The sequence below is a fragment of the Robertmurraya siralis genome (genome assembly GCF_005502275.1).
Taxonomy (GTDB): domain Bacteria; phylum Bacillota; class Bacilli; order Bacillales; family Cytobacillaceae; genus Robertmurraya; species Robertmurraya siralis.
Window position 1 is genome coordinate 21,497 of record NZ_SWLZ01000013.1, and the last position, 18,655, is coordinate 40,151.

Annotated in this window: 17 protein-coding genes and 2 pseudogenes; 13 read left to right on the forward strand and 6 right to left on the reverse strand. The window is 37.2% G+C overall.

Annotated features, from left to right (window positions below):
* Nucleotides 1-282: 282 nt before the first annotated feature.
* Complete coding sequence (gene plsY / locus FCJ93_RS14925) at nucleotides 283-867, reverse strand: glycerol-3-phosphate 1-O-acyltransferase PlsY (protein ID WP_095306110.1); 585 nt, start codon at nucleotides 865-867, stop codon at nucleotides 283-285.
* 444 nt (nucleotides 868-1,311) lie between these two features.
* Between plsY and FCJ93_RS14930 the strand changes: the two genes are divergently transcribed.
* The 8 genes from FCJ93_RS14930 to FCJ93_RS14965 all read left to right on the forward strand — a co-directional run bounded on the left by FCJ93_RS14930 (nucleotide 1,312) and on the right by FCJ93_RS14965 (nucleotide 12,104).
* Nucleotides 1,312-3,030 (forward strand): glycosyl hydrolase family 18 protein, encoded by a 1,719-nt coding sequence (locus FCJ93_RS14930; RefSeq protein ID WP_137744045.1) that lies wholly within the window; start codon nucleotides 1,312-1,314, stop codon nucleotides 3,028-3,030.
* A gap of 191 nt (nucleotides 3,031-3,221) precedes the next feature.
* Entirely contained in the window at nucleotides 3,222-3,635 is a 414-nt protein-coding gene (locus FCJ93_RS14935) for a CoA-binding protein (RefSeq protein ID WP_137744046.1), read from the forward strand.
* Nucleotides 3,636-4,041: 406 nt separating this feature from the next.
* Nucleotides 4,042-6,021 (forward strand): DNA topoisomerase IV subunit B, encoded by a 1,980-nt coding sequence (gene parE / locus FCJ93_RS14940; RefSeq protein ID WP_137744047.1) that lies wholly within the window; start codon nucleotides 4,042-4,044, stop codon nucleotides 6,019-6,021.
* A complete protein-coding gene (gene parC, locus FCJ93_RS14945) occupies nucleotides 6,018-8,462 on the forward strand; it encodes a DNA topoisomerase IV subunit A (RefSeq protein ID WP_095306114.1) in 2,445 nt (814 codons plus the stop codon). Before parE ends, parC begins: the two co-directional genes overlap by 4 nt.
* A gap of 190 nt (nucleotides 8,463-8,652) precedes the next feature.
* Entirely contained in the window at nucleotides 8,653-9,132 is a 480-nt protein-coding gene (locus FCJ93_RS14950) for an ArsR/SmtB family transcription factor (RefSeq protein WP_235879498.1), read from the forward strand.
* Nucleotides 9,133-10,407 carry an MFS transporter gene (locus tag FCJ93_RS14955; protein WP_095306115.1) on the forward strand — a complete coding sequence of 425 codons (1,275 nt, stop codon included), beginning with the start codon at nucleotides 9,133-9,135 and terminating at the stop codon, nucleotides 10,405-10,407.
* 327 nt (nucleotides 10,408-10,734) lie between these two features.
* Nucleotides 10,735-11,505 (forward strand): hypothetical protein, encoded by a 771-nt coding sequence (locus tag FCJ93_RS14960; RefSeq protein WP_095306117.1) that lies wholly within the window; start codon nucleotides 10,735-10,737, stop codon nucleotides 11,503-11,505.
* A 119-nt stretch (nucleotides 11,506-11,624) separates the two neighbouring features.
* Nucleotides 11,625-12,104 carry a staygreen family protein gene (locus tag FCJ93_RS14965; RefSeq protein WP_095306118.1) on the forward strand — a complete coding sequence of 160 codons (480 nt, stop codon included), beginning with the start codon at nucleotides 11,625-11,627 and terminating at the stop codon, nucleotides 12,102-12,104.
* Nucleotides 12,105-12,357: 253 nt separating this feature from the next.
* On the opposite strand, the gene FCJ93_RS14970 is transcribed toward FCJ93_RS14965, so the two are convergent.
* Together FCJ93_RS14970 and FCJ93_RS14975 are read right to left on the reverse strand one after the other, a co-directional pair.
* On the reverse strand, nucleotides 12,358-13,155 hold the full coding sequence (locus FCJ93_RS14970) for a Cof-type HAD-IIB family hydrolase (protein ID WP_137744048.1): 798 nt from the start codon (nucleotides 13,153-13,155) through the stop codon (nucleotides 12,358-12,360).
* Nucleotides 13,156-13,502: 347 nt separating this feature from the next.
* Nucleotides 13,503-13,919, reverse strand: coding sequence for a carboxymuconolactone decarboxylase family protein (locus FCJ93_RS14975; RefSeq protein WP_137744049.1), 417 nt, complete (start codon nucleotides 13,917-13,919; stop codon nucleotides 13,503-13,505).
* A gap of 121 nt (nucleotides 13,920-14,040) precedes the next feature.
* Here FCJ93_RS14975 and FCJ93_RS14980 point away from each other — a divergent pair, with 121 nt between their 5' ends.
* Nucleotides 14,041-14,478, forward strand: coding sequence for an Lrp/AsnC family transcriptional regulator (locus FCJ93_RS14980; protein ID WP_137744050.1), 438 nt, complete (start codon nucleotides 14,041-14,043; stop codon nucleotides 14,476-14,478).
* Between the two features lie 210 nt (nucleotides 14,479-14,688).
* On the opposite strand, the gene arsC is transcribed toward FCJ93_RS14980, so the two are convergent.
* Complete coding sequence (gene arsC, locus FCJ93_RS14985; RefSeq protein WP_137744051.1) at nucleotides 14,689-15,108, reverse strand: arsenate reductase (thioredoxin); 420 nt, start codon at nucleotides 15,106-15,108, stop codon at nucleotides 14,689-14,691.
* 25 nt (nucleotides 15,109-15,133) lie between these two features.
* A pseudogene (locus tag FCJ93_RS25925) lies at nucleotides 15,134-15,233 on the reverse strand (ArsB/NhaD family transporter); the annotation flags it as partial.
* A gap of 306 nt (nucleotides 15,234-15,539) precedes the next feature.
* Between FCJ93_RS25925 and FCJ93_RS25495 the strand changes: the two are divergent.
* From FCJ93_RS25495 to FCJ93_RS15005, 4 genes and pseudogenes are all read left to right on the forward strand, one after another.
* Nucleotides 15,540-15,772: pseudogene (locus FCJ93_RS25495) on the forward strand (PadR family transcriptional regulator).
* A 60-nt stretch (nucleotides 15,773-15,832) separates the two neighbouring features.
* Complete coding sequence (locus tag FCJ93_RS14995; protein ID WP_137744052.1) at nucleotides 15,833-17,038, forward strand: chromate transporter; 1,206 nt, start codon at nucleotides 15,833-15,835, stop codon at nucleotides 17,036-17,038.
* A gap of 281 nt (nucleotides 17,039-17,319) precedes the next feature.
* A complete protein-coding gene (locus FCJ93_RS15000) occupies nucleotides 17,320-17,619 on the forward strand; it encodes a hypothetical protein (protein ID WP_137744053.1) in 300 nt (99 codons plus the stop codon).
* A 69-nt stretch (nucleotides 17,620-17,688) separates the two neighbouring features.
* Entirely contained in the window at nucleotides 17,689-17,994 is a 306-nt protein-coding gene (locus tag FCJ93_RS15005) for a hypothetical protein (RefSeq protein ID WP_137744054.1), read from the forward strand.
* Nucleotides 17,995-18,162: 168 nt separating this feature from the next.
* Here FCJ93_RS15005 and FCJ93_RS15010 read toward each other — a convergent pair whose 3' ends face one another.
* Entirely contained in the window at nucleotides 18,163-18,651 is a 489-nt protein-coding gene (locus FCJ93_RS15010) for a DinB family protein (RefSeq protein WP_137744055.1), read from the reverse strand.
* Between the last annotated feature and the right edge of the window lie 4 nt (nucleotides 18,652-18,655).

Below are 18,655 nucleotides of genomic sequence, written 5' to 3' on the forward strand. Positions count from 1 at the left end.
TTATACTAGTAGTATACAAAATTTGTAGAATATTATCAATAAAGAACGATATTTATCTTATTAAGAACGTTTTTTATCTTTAATTTTATTTGCCTTTGTTAATGAATACTGCTAAAAAACAATTTTGCATTCGTTCCCACAAATGTGAAAGGAGACTCATTTTAAAACTCCTTAAATTTTTGGAGACTAAAACATGGCTCTGCGGATACATTGCTATTGAATTATCATCAGCAACGATCGTTTCTCACCATAAAAAAGCTATAAAAGACAAGGTTATGCCTTTTATAGCCACTTTACTTTTGGCTCTGTTTTATTTTTAATTCGTGATATGTTGGCCCGATGACGATAAATAACAAAAAATGCGAGAATCGATACAACAATAATAAGCGCATGATCGCCGTCGATAAATGCATATACTATGGCAGCAAAAGCAGCAACAATGGAAGATAAGGAGACGTATTTCGTTATGTACAAACAAAGAATGAAAACAACGACAATTACGACAAACATTAAAGGGGCATAGCATAGGAGCACGCCACCAGAAGTTGCAACTGCTTTTCCTCCTTTAAATCCAGCAAAAATAGGAAACATATGCCCAATGACAGCGATAACTCCCGGAATTAAAGGATGTAAATGTAAGTCTGATTGAAGTAGATCGGGAAGAGCGGTCGCAAGCGTTCCTTTTAAAATATCTGCAAGAGTAACAATAATCCCAGCTTTGACGCCAAGAACACGAAAGGTGTTTGTCGCACCTAAATTTCCACTTCCATGCTCTCTAATGTCAATCCCTTTCGCTTTTCCGACTATAAGTCCAGAAGGAATGGAGCCAAGTAAATAAGATAAAATAATGATTGCAATAATGATCATATATTGTTCTCCTTCGCCATAAAAGCTGAATTTCTTTTTCAGTTGTCTAGCGCAAACACCACTCACCCAACAGTTTTTTTGTTCCTCAGACTCATGGATGATTGTTGTGCAGTGAAGATTTCTTCACTTTAAAGACTGATCGGTCTTCCAGTATGAAGAGCGTGGCATGGAACTAGGAATTCCAGGCGGGCAAACATCGCTGAAACAGGGAAGTTGAAGGTGGGTTTCGCTTTTCTAGTTGTCATTATGACCTACTACTAACATTTTAATATTGTACCATGCGAGGAAGCCATTTCACAATGCTTTGAAAATAGTTCTGATTGTTTGTTTTCTTTTTTCTCCGACAAACCTCGTCAAGATCATTGAAATTTCCTTTTTATGAGAGGTTTTCCTTTTCAAGTTAGAGAGAATTCGTTACGATGGGATTAAGGAGGAAAGTCATTCATGGTACGTGTAAAATATCAGCAAAAGAAAACAATCTCAAAGGGCTGGATCATTGGAGGGCTATTGATCGCATTTTGTATGATCATTTCTAGTATTCTACTGCTTCTTTACCCTTTCGCCTCAAAGGAAAAACGAGAATATTTTAGCGGAGAAAATCCGATTATTTTAAACGGTAGTCAAAAAGGAAATGCGATTATAGATGGAGAAAGCGTCTATATTCCTTTAACATTAATACAGGACAATATTGATGACAGTGTCACCTATGATGAAAAATCTAATTCGATTATTATTACTACAGCGGACAAAGTTGTGCAAATGCCTTCAGAGTCGTTAACCTATTACGTAAATGAAAAACCGGTGAAACTCCAGTTTTCACCGATTAAGGACGAGGCAGGGGAACTTTATGTGGCGCTTGAGCCAGTAATTAATTTTTTCCCTCTGCAATATACCATTCTACCAAATTCGAATGCTGTTTTGATGCAACAAAACGGGGACGAATTTATTCATGGTACTGTTACAGAAAGGGATGTTCATAATGAGAAGTTACGCCTTAGAACAAAAGCCAGTCTTCAATCTCCGTACACAGCTGAACTTGACCAGGGGGAACAAGTTTTCATCGAAGAGCAAGAAGGAGAATATTTTTTAATACGCAAAGAAAATGGGATAGCCGGTTACGTTCACAAAAATTTAGTACGTGCAGAAGAAAAGGAGACCATTGCGGTCGTAAGGGAACAGAAAGAGGTTTCATTGCCGGAAATAGAAGGACCAATTCAATTAACTTGGGAAGCTGTTTATACGAAAACCCCACATCCAAGCAGCCTCCCGCAAATGCCTGGAGTTAATGTCGTCTCACCTACATGGTTTGAATTGGAAAATGCGGCAGGTGATGTTAAAAACCTTGGTTCTATACCGTATGTGGAGTGGGCTAAAAATAAAGGCTACCAAGTATGGGGACTCTTTTCAAATGCGTTCGATCCGGAATTAACTTATCAAGCTTTTAAAGATTTTGACACTAGACAAAAAATCATCAGAACATTGATCCATTACAGCCAAATTTATCAGCTTGACGGCATTAATTTGGACATTGAAAATGTCAAAGCTGAGCACGGCCCACTCGTAACCCAATTTGTAAGGGAAGCGACTCCTTATTTCCATGAAGCCGGCCTTATTGTTTCAATGGATATTACTTTTATCGCGGGAGGAAATTGGTCCGAGTTCTACGAACGAGAGAAGCTCGCGGATATTGTCGATTATTTAGCAGTAATGGCCTATGACGAGCATTGGGGCTCCTCTCCAATTGCAGGGAGTGTTGCCAGTCTTCCTTGGGTAGAGGAAAATTTACAAAAGCTCCTTGAAATTGTCCCAAATGAAAAGCTTATCCTTGGGGTGCCACTGTATGCACGATTATGGCAGGTAAAAGATTCAGGAGAAGTGTCATCATCCGCTTTGTCGATGGATAAAGTGCAAGAATGGTTAGATGTTCATCAACTGACTCCTACTTATGATGAAGCAAGTGTACAAAACTATGCTGAGCTTTATGTTGATGAAGAGAAAAGCACTTATAAAATTTGGCTCGAAGACGAGCTCTCACTTAGAAAGAGAGCCGATTTGGCGGCAAAGTATGAGTTGGCTGGTATTGCCAGCTGGTCACGTTCATTTGCCAACGAATTAGCTTGGCTAGCTTTAAATATGGAAAATGAACAGGTTACACAAAAATAAATACTCACCACCTGAGCACAATGACATGATTTTTTTATACTGAAAGCGTAAAATAAAGGAGATACTACTTTGCATACATTGGCAAGATTGCATGAAAAAGCGATTATGACTCCTTTTCATGCAAACTGCACACCATCCGTCTTATTAAACATAGAAAAAAATCAACTGCACGATCAAAGGAGATGAAAAAAATGGCTATTGAAAATCCAAGCCGTGAAGAAATCGGACAAATCCTTAAAAGAGTGAAACGAATTGCTGTTGTTGGACTAAGCGGAAACCCTGAGAGAACGTCATATATGGTATCGAAGGCGATGCAAGATGCAGGTTATGAGATCATTCCTGTCAACCCTACAGTAGACGAAGTTCTTGGCGTTAAAGCGGTAAAATCATTAAAGGAAATAGAAGGGCATGTCGATGTTGTAAATGTCTTTCGACGTCCTGAGCATTTAATGGAGATTGCGAAAGAGTTTGCCGAAATTGACGCTGAAATTTTCTGGGCTCAGCTTGGAGTCGTTAATGAAGAAGCTTATCAATTTTTAAAGGAAAAAGGTTATACAGTCATCATGGACCGCTGTATAAAAGTCGAGCACGCGTTAACGAAATAAACATTTTTTAGCAAAAACTGTCAGGTTAACTTGACAGTTTTTTTACTTCCTTCTAAAATGATTCTTTATTCCTATATATCGCCGGAAACGCCTTTTCTGAGAACTCCTTAAATTGTCAAGATTACCGTATTGTGCTAGTGAAACTAGAAGTAAATTATTCGTCACCTATTTGCTAAATCGTTATATTTATATACAATAGGGCATAGACGTTTCTTTTTAAGGGATTGAAGCTGTTGTTCTTTTTTCTCTAAAACTTTAAGAAAAAAGTCCGTTGATATGATAAGATAAACACCAGGAACAGTCGTTCTACGAATGAAAACGATTCATCCACAATGAAAGTCGTTCATCGATTGTTGTTAATGAAAACTAAAATTATGAGATTGTAGCAACTGAAAGGGGTATGTAAGTGGCAAGAAATCAGCAAAGCTTCGATTATAATGATGATGCCATTCAAGTGTTAGAAGGTCTCGAAGCAGTTCGGAAACGCCCCGGTATGTACATTGGTAGTACTGATTCGAGAGGACTTCATCACTTAGTATATGAAATTGTCGATAACTCTGTTGACGAGGCTCTAGCCGGCTACGGAGACCATATCATCGTTAAAATACATAAAGACAATTCGATTAGTGTTCAAGATAAAGGGCGCGGAATGCCAACCGGTATGCATAAGCTTGGCAAACCAACTCCGGAAGTCATTTTAACCGTCCTTCATGCAGGAGGAAAGTTTGGACAAGGTGGCTATAAAACAAGCGGTGGCTTGCACGGTGTCGGTGCATCGGTCGTCAATGCACTTTCAGAATGGCTGGTTGTCAAAATAAAAAGAGATGGATTTGTTTATGAACAGCGCTTTGAAAATGGCGGTGTTCCCGTCACAACGCTTGAAAAAGTAGGGAAAACAAACCAAACAGGCACAACCATTCATTTCAAACCGGATCGAACGATTTTTTCAACAACCACATACAATTATGAAACTTTATGCGAACGTCTTCGCGAATCTGCCTTTCTATTAAAAGGAATGAAAATTGAAATTATTGATGAACGAAATGAGACGAAAGAGGAATTTCATTACGAAAATGGAATCGAGGCATTCGTGCAATACTTAAACGAAGAAAAGGATGTACTTCATCCTGTAGTTAGCTTTGAAGGTATTAATTCAGGAATTGAAGTAGATTTTGCTTTTCAATTTAATGATGGGTACTCTGAAAACGTTCTATCTTTTGTGAATAATGTTCGTACAAAAGATGGAGGAACCCATGAAGCTGGTGCGAAAACAGCACTAACTCGTGCTTTTAACGAGTATGCTCGAAAAGTGAGTCTTCTCAAGGAAAAAGATAAAAATCTTGATGGAGCTGACATTCGTGAAGGCTTTGCAGCGATTATTTCCGTTCGTGTACCAGAAGAGCTGCTTCAATTTGAAGGTCAAACAAAGGGAAAACTCGGAACGAGCGAAGCAAGATCAGCCGTCGATGCTGTTGTGTCTGAACACCTTTCTTACTTTTTAGAAGAAAATCCTGATATCAGTTCGCTCTTAATTAAAAAGGCGATAAAAGCTTATCAGGCAAGGGAAGCTGCCCGTAAAGCGCGAGAAGAAGCTCGGAGCGGCAAAAAAAGAAAAAAGGGTGAAGCCGTACTTTCAGGGAAACTAACCCCCGCACAGTCACGCAATCCACAGCGAAACGAACTCTACTTAGTTGAGGGTGATTCGGCAGGTGGTTCGGCTAAGCAAGGAAGAGATCGCAAATTTCAGGCAGTACTGCCGTTACGTGGTAAGGTTATAAATACAGAGAAAGCCAAACTAGCTGATATTTTTAAAAACGAAGAAATTAATACCATTATCCATGCAATCGGTGCGGGAGTTGGGGCTGATTTTAATGTAGAGGACTGCAACTATGATAAGGTGGTCATTATGACCGACGCCGATACTGATGGTGCACATATTCAGGTCCTCCTCTTAACATTCTTTTACCGCTATATGAAGCCACTACTTGAAGCTGGTAAAGTGTTTATCGCGCTCCCTCCTTTATATAAGGTGAGCAAGGGAACTGGCAAAAAAGAAGTGATTGAGTATGCTTGGAGTGATGATGAGCTCGATGGTGCCATTAAAAAAGTTGGCAAAGGCTATATGATCCAACGCTATAAGGGACTTGGCGAAATGAATGCGGATCAGTTGTGGGAGACAACGATGGATCCGGAAACAAGGACATTAATCCGCGTCCGCATTGATGACGCAGCGAGAGCGGAGAGACGAGTAACTACTTTGATGGGTGATAAAGTTGAACCACGTCGAAAATGGATCGAAACGAATGTTGCATTTGGATTAGAAGAGGATGGCAGCATCCTTGAAAATGAGAATATATTGGTGGAAGAGGAGGTTGCTGATTCGTGAGTAGTGTGGAAAAATTTCGTGACCTCCCGTTAGAAGATGTCCTTGGCGATCGATTTGGCCGTTATAGTAAGTACATTATTCAAGACCGGGCATTACCGGATGCGAGAGATGGATTAAAACCTGTTCAAAGAAGGATTCTATATGCGATGCATGTAGAAGGGAATACAAGTGATAAAGGGTTTCGAAAGTCCGCAAAAACGGTCGGAAATGTCATTGGCAACTACCATCCTCATGGCGATAGTTCCGTTTATGAGGCGATGGTGCGGATGAGCCAGGATTGGAAAGTTCGCAATCTCCTCGTTGAGATGCACGGAAATAATGGAAGCATTGATGGCGATCCGCCTGCGGCAATGCGTTATACCGAAGCAAGACTATCTGCGATTGCGGCGGAGCTTTTAAGGGACATTGAGAAACATACTGTTGATCTCGTTCCAAACTTCGATGACACAGCAAACGAACCAACTGTTCTACCTGCGATGTATCCGAATCTTCTCGTAAATGGTTCAACCGGAATATCTGCCGGATATGCAACAGATATTCCTCCACATCATTTAGGAGAAATAATTGATGGTGTAATCATGCGCATGGAAAACCCGCAAACAACGGTGGACGATTTAATGACCGTTATTAAAGGGCCTGATTTCCCAACTGGCGGAATTATTCAAGGTGTTGAAGGAATTAAGAAAGCATACGAAACAGGAAAAGGTAAATTTATTGTACGCGGGAAAACGGAAATTGAAACAACACGCGGTGGCAAACAACAAATTGTCATCACTGAGATTCCTTATGAGGTCAACAAAGCCAATCTCGTTAAAAAAATCGACGAATTTCGATTAGATCGTAAGGTGGAAGGAATTTCGGAAGTACGTGACGAGACGGATCGCACTGGTCTGCGCATAGTCATCGAGTTAAAAAAAGATGCGGATGCAAATGGTGTTCTTAATTATTTGTATAAAAATAGTGACCTTCAAATCACATATAGTTTCAATATGGTCGCCATTCATAATAGAAGACCAAAATTGATGGGCCTCATCCATCTTCTTGATGCGTATATTGAGCATCAAAAAGAGGTCGTAACAAGAAGAACACAATATGATTTACAAAAAGCAAAGGACCGTCAGCATATTGTAGAAGGCTTAATGAAGGCTTTATCAATTCTTGATGAAGTGATCGCAACAATACGCGCTTCAAAAGATAAACGGAATGCGAAAGATAATTTAATCGCAAAATTTCAATTTTCCGAAGCACAAGCAGAGGCGATTGTCTCACTACAGCTTTATCGTTTAACAAACACAGATATTACTGCTTTGCAAGCGGAAGCAGAAGAGCTTGCTAAAAAAGTGGAAGAGCTTTCTACCATATTAGCAAGTGAACGAAAGCTATTATCAGTGATTAAAAAAGAATTGAAAGATGTAAAAAAACGCTTTGCTGACGAACGGCGAACACAAATTGAGGCAGAAATAGAAGAGATTAAAATCAATCTTGAGGTTCTAATTGCGAGCGAAGATGTGATTGTTACCGTGACAAAGGAAGGCTATGTAAAACGGACCAGCCCGCGCTCCTTTGCCGCTTCGAACGGACAAGACTTTGGGATGAAGGACTCGGATCGCCTTTTGGCCCAGCTAGAAATGAACACAACAGATGTGCTCCTTCTCTTTACGAATAAGGGGAATTACTTATACTGCCCTGTCCACGAATTGCCGGATATTCGCTGGAAGGATCTTGGTCAACATGTGGCCAATATTGTGCCAATTGACCGCGATGAATCCATTATTAAGGTTCTGCCTGTAAAAGAGTTCGAAAAAGAGGCAAATCTTCTTTTCTTTACAAAAAATGGCATGATAAAGAAAAGTGAATTAAAGCATTATAAAGCACAAAGATATTCCAAACCACTTGTTGCCATTAATTTAAAAAACGGTGATGAACTTATTAATGTACACGAAACAGATGGCAAAACTGAACTCTTCTTAACAACCTATCTAGGATACGGATTAAGGTTTTCTGAAGAAGAAGTTCCGTTAGTCGGTGCCCGTGCAGCAGGTGTTAAAGGGATTAACTTAAAAGATGGTGATTATGTTACGAGTGGCCATATCATCTCTGATTTAGCTGAAGAAAGTATTGTTATTGTAACTCAACGTGGCTCAATCAAAAAAATGAAATTAACAGAATTTGAGTTGACGTCAAGAGCAAAACGCGGTGTCGTTATGCTGAGAGAACTGAAATCAAATCCACACCGTGTGATCGGCGCTGTCCTCGCAAAGGAAGGGGATGACATTTTCGTTCAAGCAGATAGAGGCCATGTAGAAAGTGTTAAGTCGTCTGATTTGCGATATAATGATCGCTATACAAACGGCTCTTTCATCATTGATGAGAGTGAAAGCGGCAAAGTTCATTCCATTTGGAAAACAACATTTGAAAAAAAAGATGATCATGTTGTTTAATATCTACCCCTGCTAAACAATTAGCAGGGGATTCTTTTGCCCATTTTTTTAAACCATTCTAATTAATTATTGCATTCTAAAAAATTAGAACGTATAATATTTTTAAAATAGAATTTTGTTAGACAATATTTTTTGCAAAATCAACACCTGTATTTAACAAAACCTTCAATTAAAGATTGGATGACGAGAAATGGATAATAAAAAAAAGCAGATGGAGATTACGTTAGATCAGCAAAAATTGATTTCAAGTCCACTTAGGGCAAAGATTATTTATTTATTGAATGAACGTGCTATGACTGCAAAACAAGTCGCTGACGAACTAAGAAAATCAAACGGAAGTATTCATTATCATATTCAACAATTATACAATGGTGGAATTATTGAGCTTGTGAAAACGAAAGACAACAAAGGGATCATTGAAAAGTACTATCGATCTAAAGCCACTGAGTTCAAACTCAAAGATGAATTCACTCCTGAAAAAAGAAATTATTTTATGAGAAGGGGAACGCCTTTATCTTTATCCGATCAGGAATTAACTGAATTCATTAAGGAATTTGATGCTTTATTGGAAAAATATATAGAAAATTCAATAAAAAACGAGGAGAAGCGAACCCCTTATGAAATCAATTGTGAATTTATTAAACTTCCAAATGAAGAGGAGGATATTTAAATGCCGAACTCGGTCAAAAGAAATATTACCCTCTTTTTAACTGGAAAGCTGACGGCCGTGCTTGGTTCCTCCATATACGGATTTGCCATCGGACTCTTTATTTTAGAAGAAACAGGTTCAAGCTTGAATTTCTCAATTACATTGCTCGTAAGTGTGCTGCCACGAATTGTGCTTGCGCCGATTGCAGGAACATTAAGTGATCGCTGGGATCGAAAGAAAATTATCATTATATCAGATTTTGCCTGTTCCATATGGCTTCTATTCATTTTCATCATTTTTACGTCTTTTTATCAACAAATATGGCTGTTATTTTTAGCAACCTTCATTCTCAGCTCTCTTAACACATTTTACTCTACAGCAGTGACGTCGGCCATCCCCAATATGGTTGGTCTGGAATATATTCAAAAAGCCATGTCTTTGAACCAAGCAGCCGTTTCTATTTCTACAATCCTTGGTCCTGTTTTAGGCGGAGTCCTTTTTGGCTTCACATCGATTTCAACCTTCATGGTACTTAATATTATTGCATTTACCATCTCTGGAATAGCTAGTATTTTTATAAACTATCAATTATTTGCCAAAGAAAAAGAAGAAACGAAGCAAAAAAACTTTATTGCTGAATTTAAAATTGGATTCGCCTATGTTAAACAAGAAGCATTTATTAAAAACTTGATTTTCCTTGCAGTTTTTCTTAATTTTTGGTTTGCAATCTTTCCAGTGGCTTTGCCTTATCTTGTTTTAACGATTAGAGGGATGGAGTCCTATCAACTGGGAATCATTGAAGGTGCCTTTTCGATCGGGATGCTAGTCATGTCAGTCATATTAGCCCAAATACGAGAAATTAAAAATAAAAAACGAAGCGTGTTTGGTGGTCTGTTCGGGTTATCTAGCATGTTAATTCTTCTTGGTATTCCCAATCTACCGGGCTTAAGTGAACTATCAAATACATTTTATTTTCCTTTTCTCATTATTCTCGTGATATTACTTTCTGCATTTATTATGATCATTAATATGCCAGTTATGGTTCTTTTACAAAAAAATACTCCTGACAATTACCGTGGCCGTGTTATGTCTTTAGTGGAGACGGGAGCCACTTGCATGACTCCGTTGGGATTTATTGTTTTTGGTTTTCTTCTCGAATCACTACCAGTTTGGCTGCTACTATTGATTTGCGGCGGCAGTATAATTATAATTGCTTTGCATTCATTGAAAAATAAGCAGTTTATGCACCAATTAAACAGAACAATAAATGATGATTATATTGCGGCAGAAGGGTAAAGACTCGAATGATATCATTTACCGGGCAACGTTTTTTATTGCAATTGCTATTTTCCTTTTCCCTTTAATTTCTGTGATCGGAATAAGAAGTGAAGGAATTAGTATCATAGACGTTCATCCCTATCTGTGGATAGGGATTTTTAATTGTTTATATAATGTTATTTGTGTGAGGGCTCTGCAGCTATCGTCTACAGACTTTGCCCAATCAAGTGAAGGATGGGCTAGTCTTTCAGTTATGGGAGAGCAAGCACTTATTTTTCCATCAATTTGCATCTTTTTACCAAAATTGGGCATTCTAATCATAACAGATTAGAGGAGGTCTACATAATGAAAAAAGAAGTTCTAGTCGTCATTTTCGCTTTATTTTTTATGTCAATTACAGCGATAACAGGCGCTTATGCCATAGATGAGAGTGAAAAAATGGAAACGATCGTGGAAGAGCACGAAGATTTAACAGGAGATGGCAAAGATGAGAATATACTGGTAAAAGGAGAAGTAATGGATGATGAAAGTGGTCTCTACAAAAGGTTTTTGATTGAGGTCGTCGACAATCAAGGAGGGAAACATCAAATTGAATTGGAAGAAGGGGTTAACCTATATCTCACGTTTCAGGATCTTAATCAAGACGGGATTAAGGACATGCTCGTCTCTGTCAGCAATAGCGGCAGCGGTGACATAACCAATCATTATTTATATGCCTTAAAAGACGATAGAATCACAGATTTGACTGTACCAGATCCACTTATCATTCAAAGTCAATTTTTAAATGGCTATAAAGCAAAAATTAATATCGATAATAATCATAAGTCACATAAATTTAATCTAAAAAATCGGGCAGAGGATTATGAAAATGCAGGGCTTTATTATAATGGTATTTTAAACGAGCCAACTGAATTAATGGTTCAGTCATATAGCAAACTCGAACCTGTCAAACTAAAAGGGAGCAAATTAGGATTAAAAGGGGTTCAGACGATCAGCGGCGCACACCAAGGAGATGTGATCGCAAATATTGAGTCAACATGGGAGTATAAAAGCGGGGAATGGGCACTTGTTTCCACGAAGGTAATTGAAACTCCATATATAAAAAAAGAACAATAATGATTAATTGGCGGAGGCAAAGATAAATTTAGACATTCATGTTAGGCACATGTCACCCTTGTTATTTTTTAACATATATTATCATTAACCAATACTTTAACATTTGGGGGACACCTTCCATGAGCAAGTTCAATCCTTCTAATTTAAAAGTAACATTTTTTCCGCCTGCTACTCCTTTTAAGCCCGTAGACGAAAGAAAATATACGATGACTCATTCGGAAGAAACAGGGGAAATATTCCTGACAATTGGATATTGCTATGATGAAAGCTGCATCAATCCAAAAGTTCATAATGAAGTTATTGCCGAATGGGTGCCGCGAATGGGGCAATACGTATTAAACGGAAAAGTACATGTGAGCAACGGAGAATATGATGAACAAAATTCAAAAATACGGTTCATGTTTTTCCAACAAAAGCTCAGCTTTGCTTTAACAGCGATCGTATATGGTGATAGAGCTCTATACCAATATTACCCTTGGCTCTTAGATTCACCAATTTATATACAATTTGAAAGTATTTATCCGCTCTATCATCAACTTCTATATTTCGGCACACCAAGACAATATTTAACTGCAGCAATGCAAGAAACCGTTTCATAACACAGGAATTTCCTGTGTTTTTTTGTTTTTATAATACAATTTACAAAAGGATTGCAGGGGAAGAGAGGGCCTTTAAAACAGCTGGTGAAGATGAAACTGACGTTATGAAAAAACGACTGTTTCGCAATTTATGAAAAGCAAGGGGCTTTTCATAATGTCTAGAATTTTATTCAGTCGATACACAATAAAACTATACCATAATATAATTATGTAAACTAATGTAATTTTTAAAGGCAGCTTAAATTAGCTGCTTTTAGAATTCGATTAAATGCTTGACTGCATAGGCAAACCCGTTGTCATCATTTGATTTAGTGATAATATCTGCATGTTGCTGGATTTCAGCAGGAGCGTTCGCCATAGCAACAGAAGTGGTAGCGACTTTAAATTGTTCCACATCGTTTCCACCATCACCAAAAGCAAAGATTTCATCAAAATGGACGTTGATTAATTTTTGGTATCTCAATAATGCAGCACCTTTATTGGCCTCAAGTGATGTAAGTTCAACATTATTTGGATGAGAGGAAGCAATCGTCAATGGTAATTTTTCATGAAGAGCATTCTTTACAGCAGTAATTTTCTCCAATTGATCATGTCGGGAGACAGCCATAACTTTATAAATGACAAGATCTTTCTTATTCAGCATTTGCTCATAATCATAACCTGCAAAAATCCCTTCAATTTCCTCATCACTTTTTCCTTGAAGGTAGGGGTTTCTACACGGGAATCCACCCTGATTCGTATAGACCATAATCCACAATCCAAATTTCTTTAATACGGCAAATAGCTCATTATATAAAGAAAAAGGAATGGAAGCTTCAAACAATACATCCTTAGTATCAGAATAAATAACTGTACCGTTTATTGTAAAAATAGGCAATTTTAATGATTTTATCGCATTAAATTGAATGACATCATCGTAAGCACGACCAGTATTAATGATAACAGAGTGACCCTGAGCTTTTAATTCCTTTAAAACATGTAAGTTTTCAGTCGAGATTTCTCGTTTAGAATTTAATAAAGTTCCATCTAAATCAATAGAAAAGCATTTCATCCTTTAATTCCTTTCCATATAACATATTAAATACTATAACAGAAAAGCAGTAGTAAAAAAACGGATCGTAACAGAAATTTTTCCTTTGTCTCACTATCTAAAGTATACTTTAGAATTGAGACTGAAACTTTCTTTTTTAACTCAACTTCCTATAATGTATATTATGTAAACTAAAAAATGAAATGTTTTGGGGAGCAGTATTTCGTCTTTACTCCCCTGATGATTGACACAAAATTACTTATTAATTGATTTTATAATGAATAGCTTCGGCCCTCTATTCAATTTTAATTTCAATATAATTGATTGGAGTTCACCATTGGAATTCCGTACCTCCCAATTACATTTTGTTATTTTATTGTAGGATCTAGCTTCATAATTGCCCCAAAATATTGTGAAGCAGTTGTGAACGTAATAAAAGCACACAATTCACTGATTTCTTCTTCAGATAAATGCTTCTTCAACACATTAAAGATAGCATCTGGTATATTGCCTTTTAATTTTAAAAATACCTCTGCGAATCCCACAGCAATTGACGTCTTTTCGTCGAAAAGGTCAGGTTCAGGTTTCCCTTTTGCCTTGCAGTACTCACAGCCATTTCCTTGTGCTAGCGTTCGCCGCACTTGCTCTTTTAATTCTGCTGTAAGCTTCCCGTCTTCCCCTAATTCATCTCCTAGTTGATTCCATAATTCCATGATTCCTTTGTTGTGCCCTAACAGTTTTTGAAAGGGACTTTCCCCATTCAAAGATTCTGTAATTCTTGCCATATTGATCCCCTCCTTATAATATTATCTTATCTAATTGTTTTGCTGAGTTACATTAAGTTTTCAATTTGATTCACATAATTTTATTAAAAATTAAATAAAAAAAGGAGGATTTACTTTAAATATGAAAACTGACTTTATTGATCAACAGATAATTGATGAATTGCTTGAAAACAGTCGATTATCAATGAGTGAGCTTGGACGAAGGATCAATTTATCATCTCCATCTGTTACAGAGCGTGTAAGAAAAATGGAATCCTTTGGAATCATAAAAAAATATACATTGGATGTGGATTACGAGAAATTAGGTTATCCAATCCAATGTTTCATTGAAGCAACGGTTAAAAATGGTGATTATAAATCTTTTAAAAAGTTTATTGAGTCGTTCCCAAATGTGGAATTTTGCTATCGTATAGCTGGTAATGCTTGTTATATGTTAAAAATGCAATTTGAAACATTCTCGAAAGCAGAAGAGTTTATTGAAAAAGCGAATCCCTACGCCCATACCGTAACGCATTTTATCTTTTCAAGGGTATCTACAAATCTTAAGATTCATTCTTAATCACACGGTTTTGGGCTTACATTTTAGATATAAAGCGATTTTAAAATCCCCCTCTTTTTGAAGGAAGCATAACTTTTTCAAAAGAAAATAAAATAATCCCTTACGATATCATACTGTAAGGGATTATTTGTAATCAAACTTTATTATCATTTATCGAACTAAATAATCAATCCTTTTATAATCTACACTATAAAACCAACCGTTAATCTATTATTTCCCGGTTTCAGCAAACATTTTTAAGCGTTCTCCAATTTCATCACGCACCCGCTGGAAAAACGCCCATTTTTCACCTTCCGTCCCTTCCGCCTTTGCCGGATCATCAAAGCCCCAGTGCTCTCTTTTGACTTGTGGTGGTGTCATTGGACATTTATCGACTGCATCACCACATAAAGTCACAACTAAATCTGCATAATTGAGAATCTCAGGATCGATGATATCTGAAGTTTGAGTTGAAATATCAATCCCCACTTCCTTCATTGCCTTCACAGCATTCGGATTTAATCCATGTGCCTCAATTCCAGCACTAAAAACATTCCATTCCTCGCCTAAATATTTCTTTCCCCAGCCTTCAGCCATTTGACTTCTACAAGAATTTCCTGTACATAAGAAATAGATTGTCTTTTTATCCATGTTATATAGCTCCTTCATAAGTTTTTTAAATGATGAATAACCAAATATACAGAACAACTAAAGTAATAAATAGAGTAGTTAAAATGATACCGGTTTAAAAAATACATTCCCCATAAGATTTTTACAGATAAAAAATGTGTTAACCATACATTTGTTCCCCCTTAATATATCGACTTTCGATATATGCTTGAGATGCGCAGCCCTTCTTCTTCTAGCTGCTGCAAGCTATTAAGCTTGTACAAATGGATTCATAGCTTTTACACTCTTTTACTTTGTTAAACAATATTGCTTCACCAAAAGGCAAGACCATTAAATAAAAGTAATCATAAAAACTTTGTAAAGGTTTTGTAAATACTATTGAAGACAACAACCAGCATCATATAAAATAAGCTTTCCATATCGACTTTCGATATTGAGATCCGCAATCGGAGATGCGAAGTTGGAAGAAAAAATTGAGGAAATTATTTCTCGGCTTCATCCCAATACATATTTTACACCATGCGAAAGAGAATTTGATTTATCGTGTTTGCATGCTGGATATAATATCAGCTCTGGAACCCTCTAATCCCTTTTACATTCAACGGAGAGTGAAGGACTTCTTTTAAAAGAAGTGAGAAAAATTAGAAAATATTACACTATCACTGAAAAAGAACGTTTAGTTTGAACGGAAGCACGTAATAAAGCATATGAACTTTTTAAGGAGATTAACCAAAAGGAGATTTCTATGACACAAAACCAACAGAACAACAGGATAAAAGCACTTCTTGAGATTCTATACATATCAACTAAATTAGGGCTTACATCATTTGGTGGGCCAGTAGCGCACTTGGGTTATTTTTATAATGAGTACATTCAAAAAAGAAAATGGATGGATGAAAAAAACTACGCAGACTTAGTCGCATTATGTCAGTTCCTTCCTGGACCAGCAAGTAGCCAGGTTGGAATCGGAGTCGGTGTAATGAGAGCGGGAATTGTAGGAGGAATCGTATCTTTTATCGGTTTCACTCTCCCCTCAGTTCTAGCCTTAATTATTTTTGCGTTACTTCTGCAAGGAGTCAATATTGGTGATGCCGGTTGGATTCATGGGTTAAAAATAGTAGCCGTTGTCGTCGTTGCACACGCGATTTTAGGGATGGCAAAAAATTTAACTCCTGACTTAAAAAGAAAAGCATTAGCTTTATTCGCACTCGTTGCGACATTATTATCACAAACTGCTTTTGCACAAGTGGGGGTCATACTCATTTGTGCTCTAATCGGTTTCGTCCTATATAAAAATCATCAAGATAGCCAAGACTCAAACATTCATTTTCCTATCTCGAAAGGATTTGCTATCGCATGTTTAACAATATTTTTTGCGCTCCTTTTCCTGTTGCCTATCTTAAGAGAAGTAACATCTTTAAATTGGCTCGCCATGTTTGATAGCTTTTACCGTTCTGGTTCCCTTGTTTTTGGAGGTGGCCACGTTGTACTTCCATTACTCGAACGTGAGTTTGTACCAACGGGCTGGTTGAGTAAAGATGCGTTTTTAGCCGGTTATGGAGCTGCACAAGCAGTACCTGGACCGCTCTTTACCTTTGCTGCTTATCTAGGTGCCGTTATGAATGGCTGGCAAGGTGGACTGCTCGCAACAGTCGCCATCTTCCTCCCTGCGTTTTTACTCATCCTTGGAACACTGCCTTTTTGGGAGGCTCTTCGCCGAAATCCGAAAGTTAAAGGAGCATTAATGGGGGTTAATGCAGCAGTTGTTGGAATCTTAATCTCCGCTTTTTATCAACCGATATGGGTAAGTTCCATCCTTACTCCAATAGATTTTGCTTTCACAGCTATTCTTTTCAGCATGTTGATGTTTTGGAAAGTACCTCCCTGGGTCATTGTTTTAATAGGAGGTTTGGGTGGGGCACTGATAACAGTGTTTTTTGGGAACGTCTAAACATCAAGACTACTTGGATATAAAGTATGCAACCAAATTCAGTTAACGAGTAAAATCTAGAAAACTATATACCTATAGATTAGGGTTTATTCAGCATGAGTATAGCCAGCTAACGAGATAGTTTTACGTATTAAATAGACTATTTTTATTCGTTGTTCCTCGTAAGATTATAATTTTAAAAAAATGCACGCATTTAATCACATAACATTAAACACTTGTCCAAGCATGATCTTAACTAGGGAATAATATAAAGTAGCTCAATAAAAAGGAGGGAAAAATGAATGAGCAAAGTGTGGAGAAACGAAGATATTTTTGGAAGTTCCAAAAGTCATCGTAGTGATGTTGACGTTGATGTTGACACTAGAAACGATAACGATGCAGAAAATGAAACAGATATTAAACTTAAAGACAAAAACGTGAATATCGCAAGAGCCTTTGTTAAACACAGTGGGAACTCTAAAGTCGATCTAGACATTAAAGTAGATAGCGAATCACTTGCGAGAGTACGTGCAAGATCAGAAGCTGATTCCGATCAGGAGCAGGATCAAGATCAGGATCAAGATCAGAAACTAAGACGTTAATTCAATGTTAAAAAGGGGATACTTAACCAGTGCCTTGTATCCCCTTTTTATTCATATAGGAGGGGAAAAATGCAGAAACCTGTTGAAAATAAACTCAATACAATAGTCAGACATAGCGGGAACTCAGATGTAGATCTGGAAGTGAATATAGACATTGATACAAAAGCGATTGCATATGGAATGTTATGTAGCCTATATGCTAAGGGCGAATTAAGTGAAATGGAATTAAATAAGGCCATTCAAAAGCTTGATACCCTTATCGAGAGGGATAAAAGAAAAAAGAAATTAGATAATAATAACTATCAAGTCAACATTGGAAGAAAACCAAAATTATTTGATCTTCACCCTAAAAATACAAGAAGAGAAAAACTTTAAGTTCTTCTCTTCTTTACTGAAATCAAATCATTTTAACTTTCACGAAGAGTATAAAACTGAGTGATAAATAACACTTTATTCCGAAAATTCGGCTGCAATTACAAAAATAATTAATAAAAATGCTCAAAGTAGAACTCACTAAAATCAGGAGTAGTCTTTTAAAAAATTCTAATTTTTATTCGAGTAAGTTGAGAGCCCCCGCTCAATAACATTAGCAGATACTGGCTTTATCCCCATTTCTCTTACCCAAATTGATAATTGTCCAATATGGTGAATTTCATGGGCAATGATATGCCGTACCACTTCACCCCAAGTATGGCTCACATCCTTTCCATCTTCTAAGGTAAGATGCAAAATCTGATTTTCCTTACTCGCATCCCAGTCTCTCACGAAGGCTGAGACTTCAGAATGATATCGCTCATCCAAAGCTCGAATTTCTTTTAAGCTTTTATAATCGTCAAAGTTCTCCTGAATATCAGGTTTGCCTTCTAGCATCCGAATCCAGCTCCACTCTACATCAATGATGTGAAAGAATGTTCGTAATATACTTCCCATTCCTCCCACTCGGGGTTTCAATAAGTCCTCCTCGCTTAACTGTTCACATAATTGATACCATTCTTTTCTTACCATCCAATTATAGTTAAAAAAGATTTGCAAATTA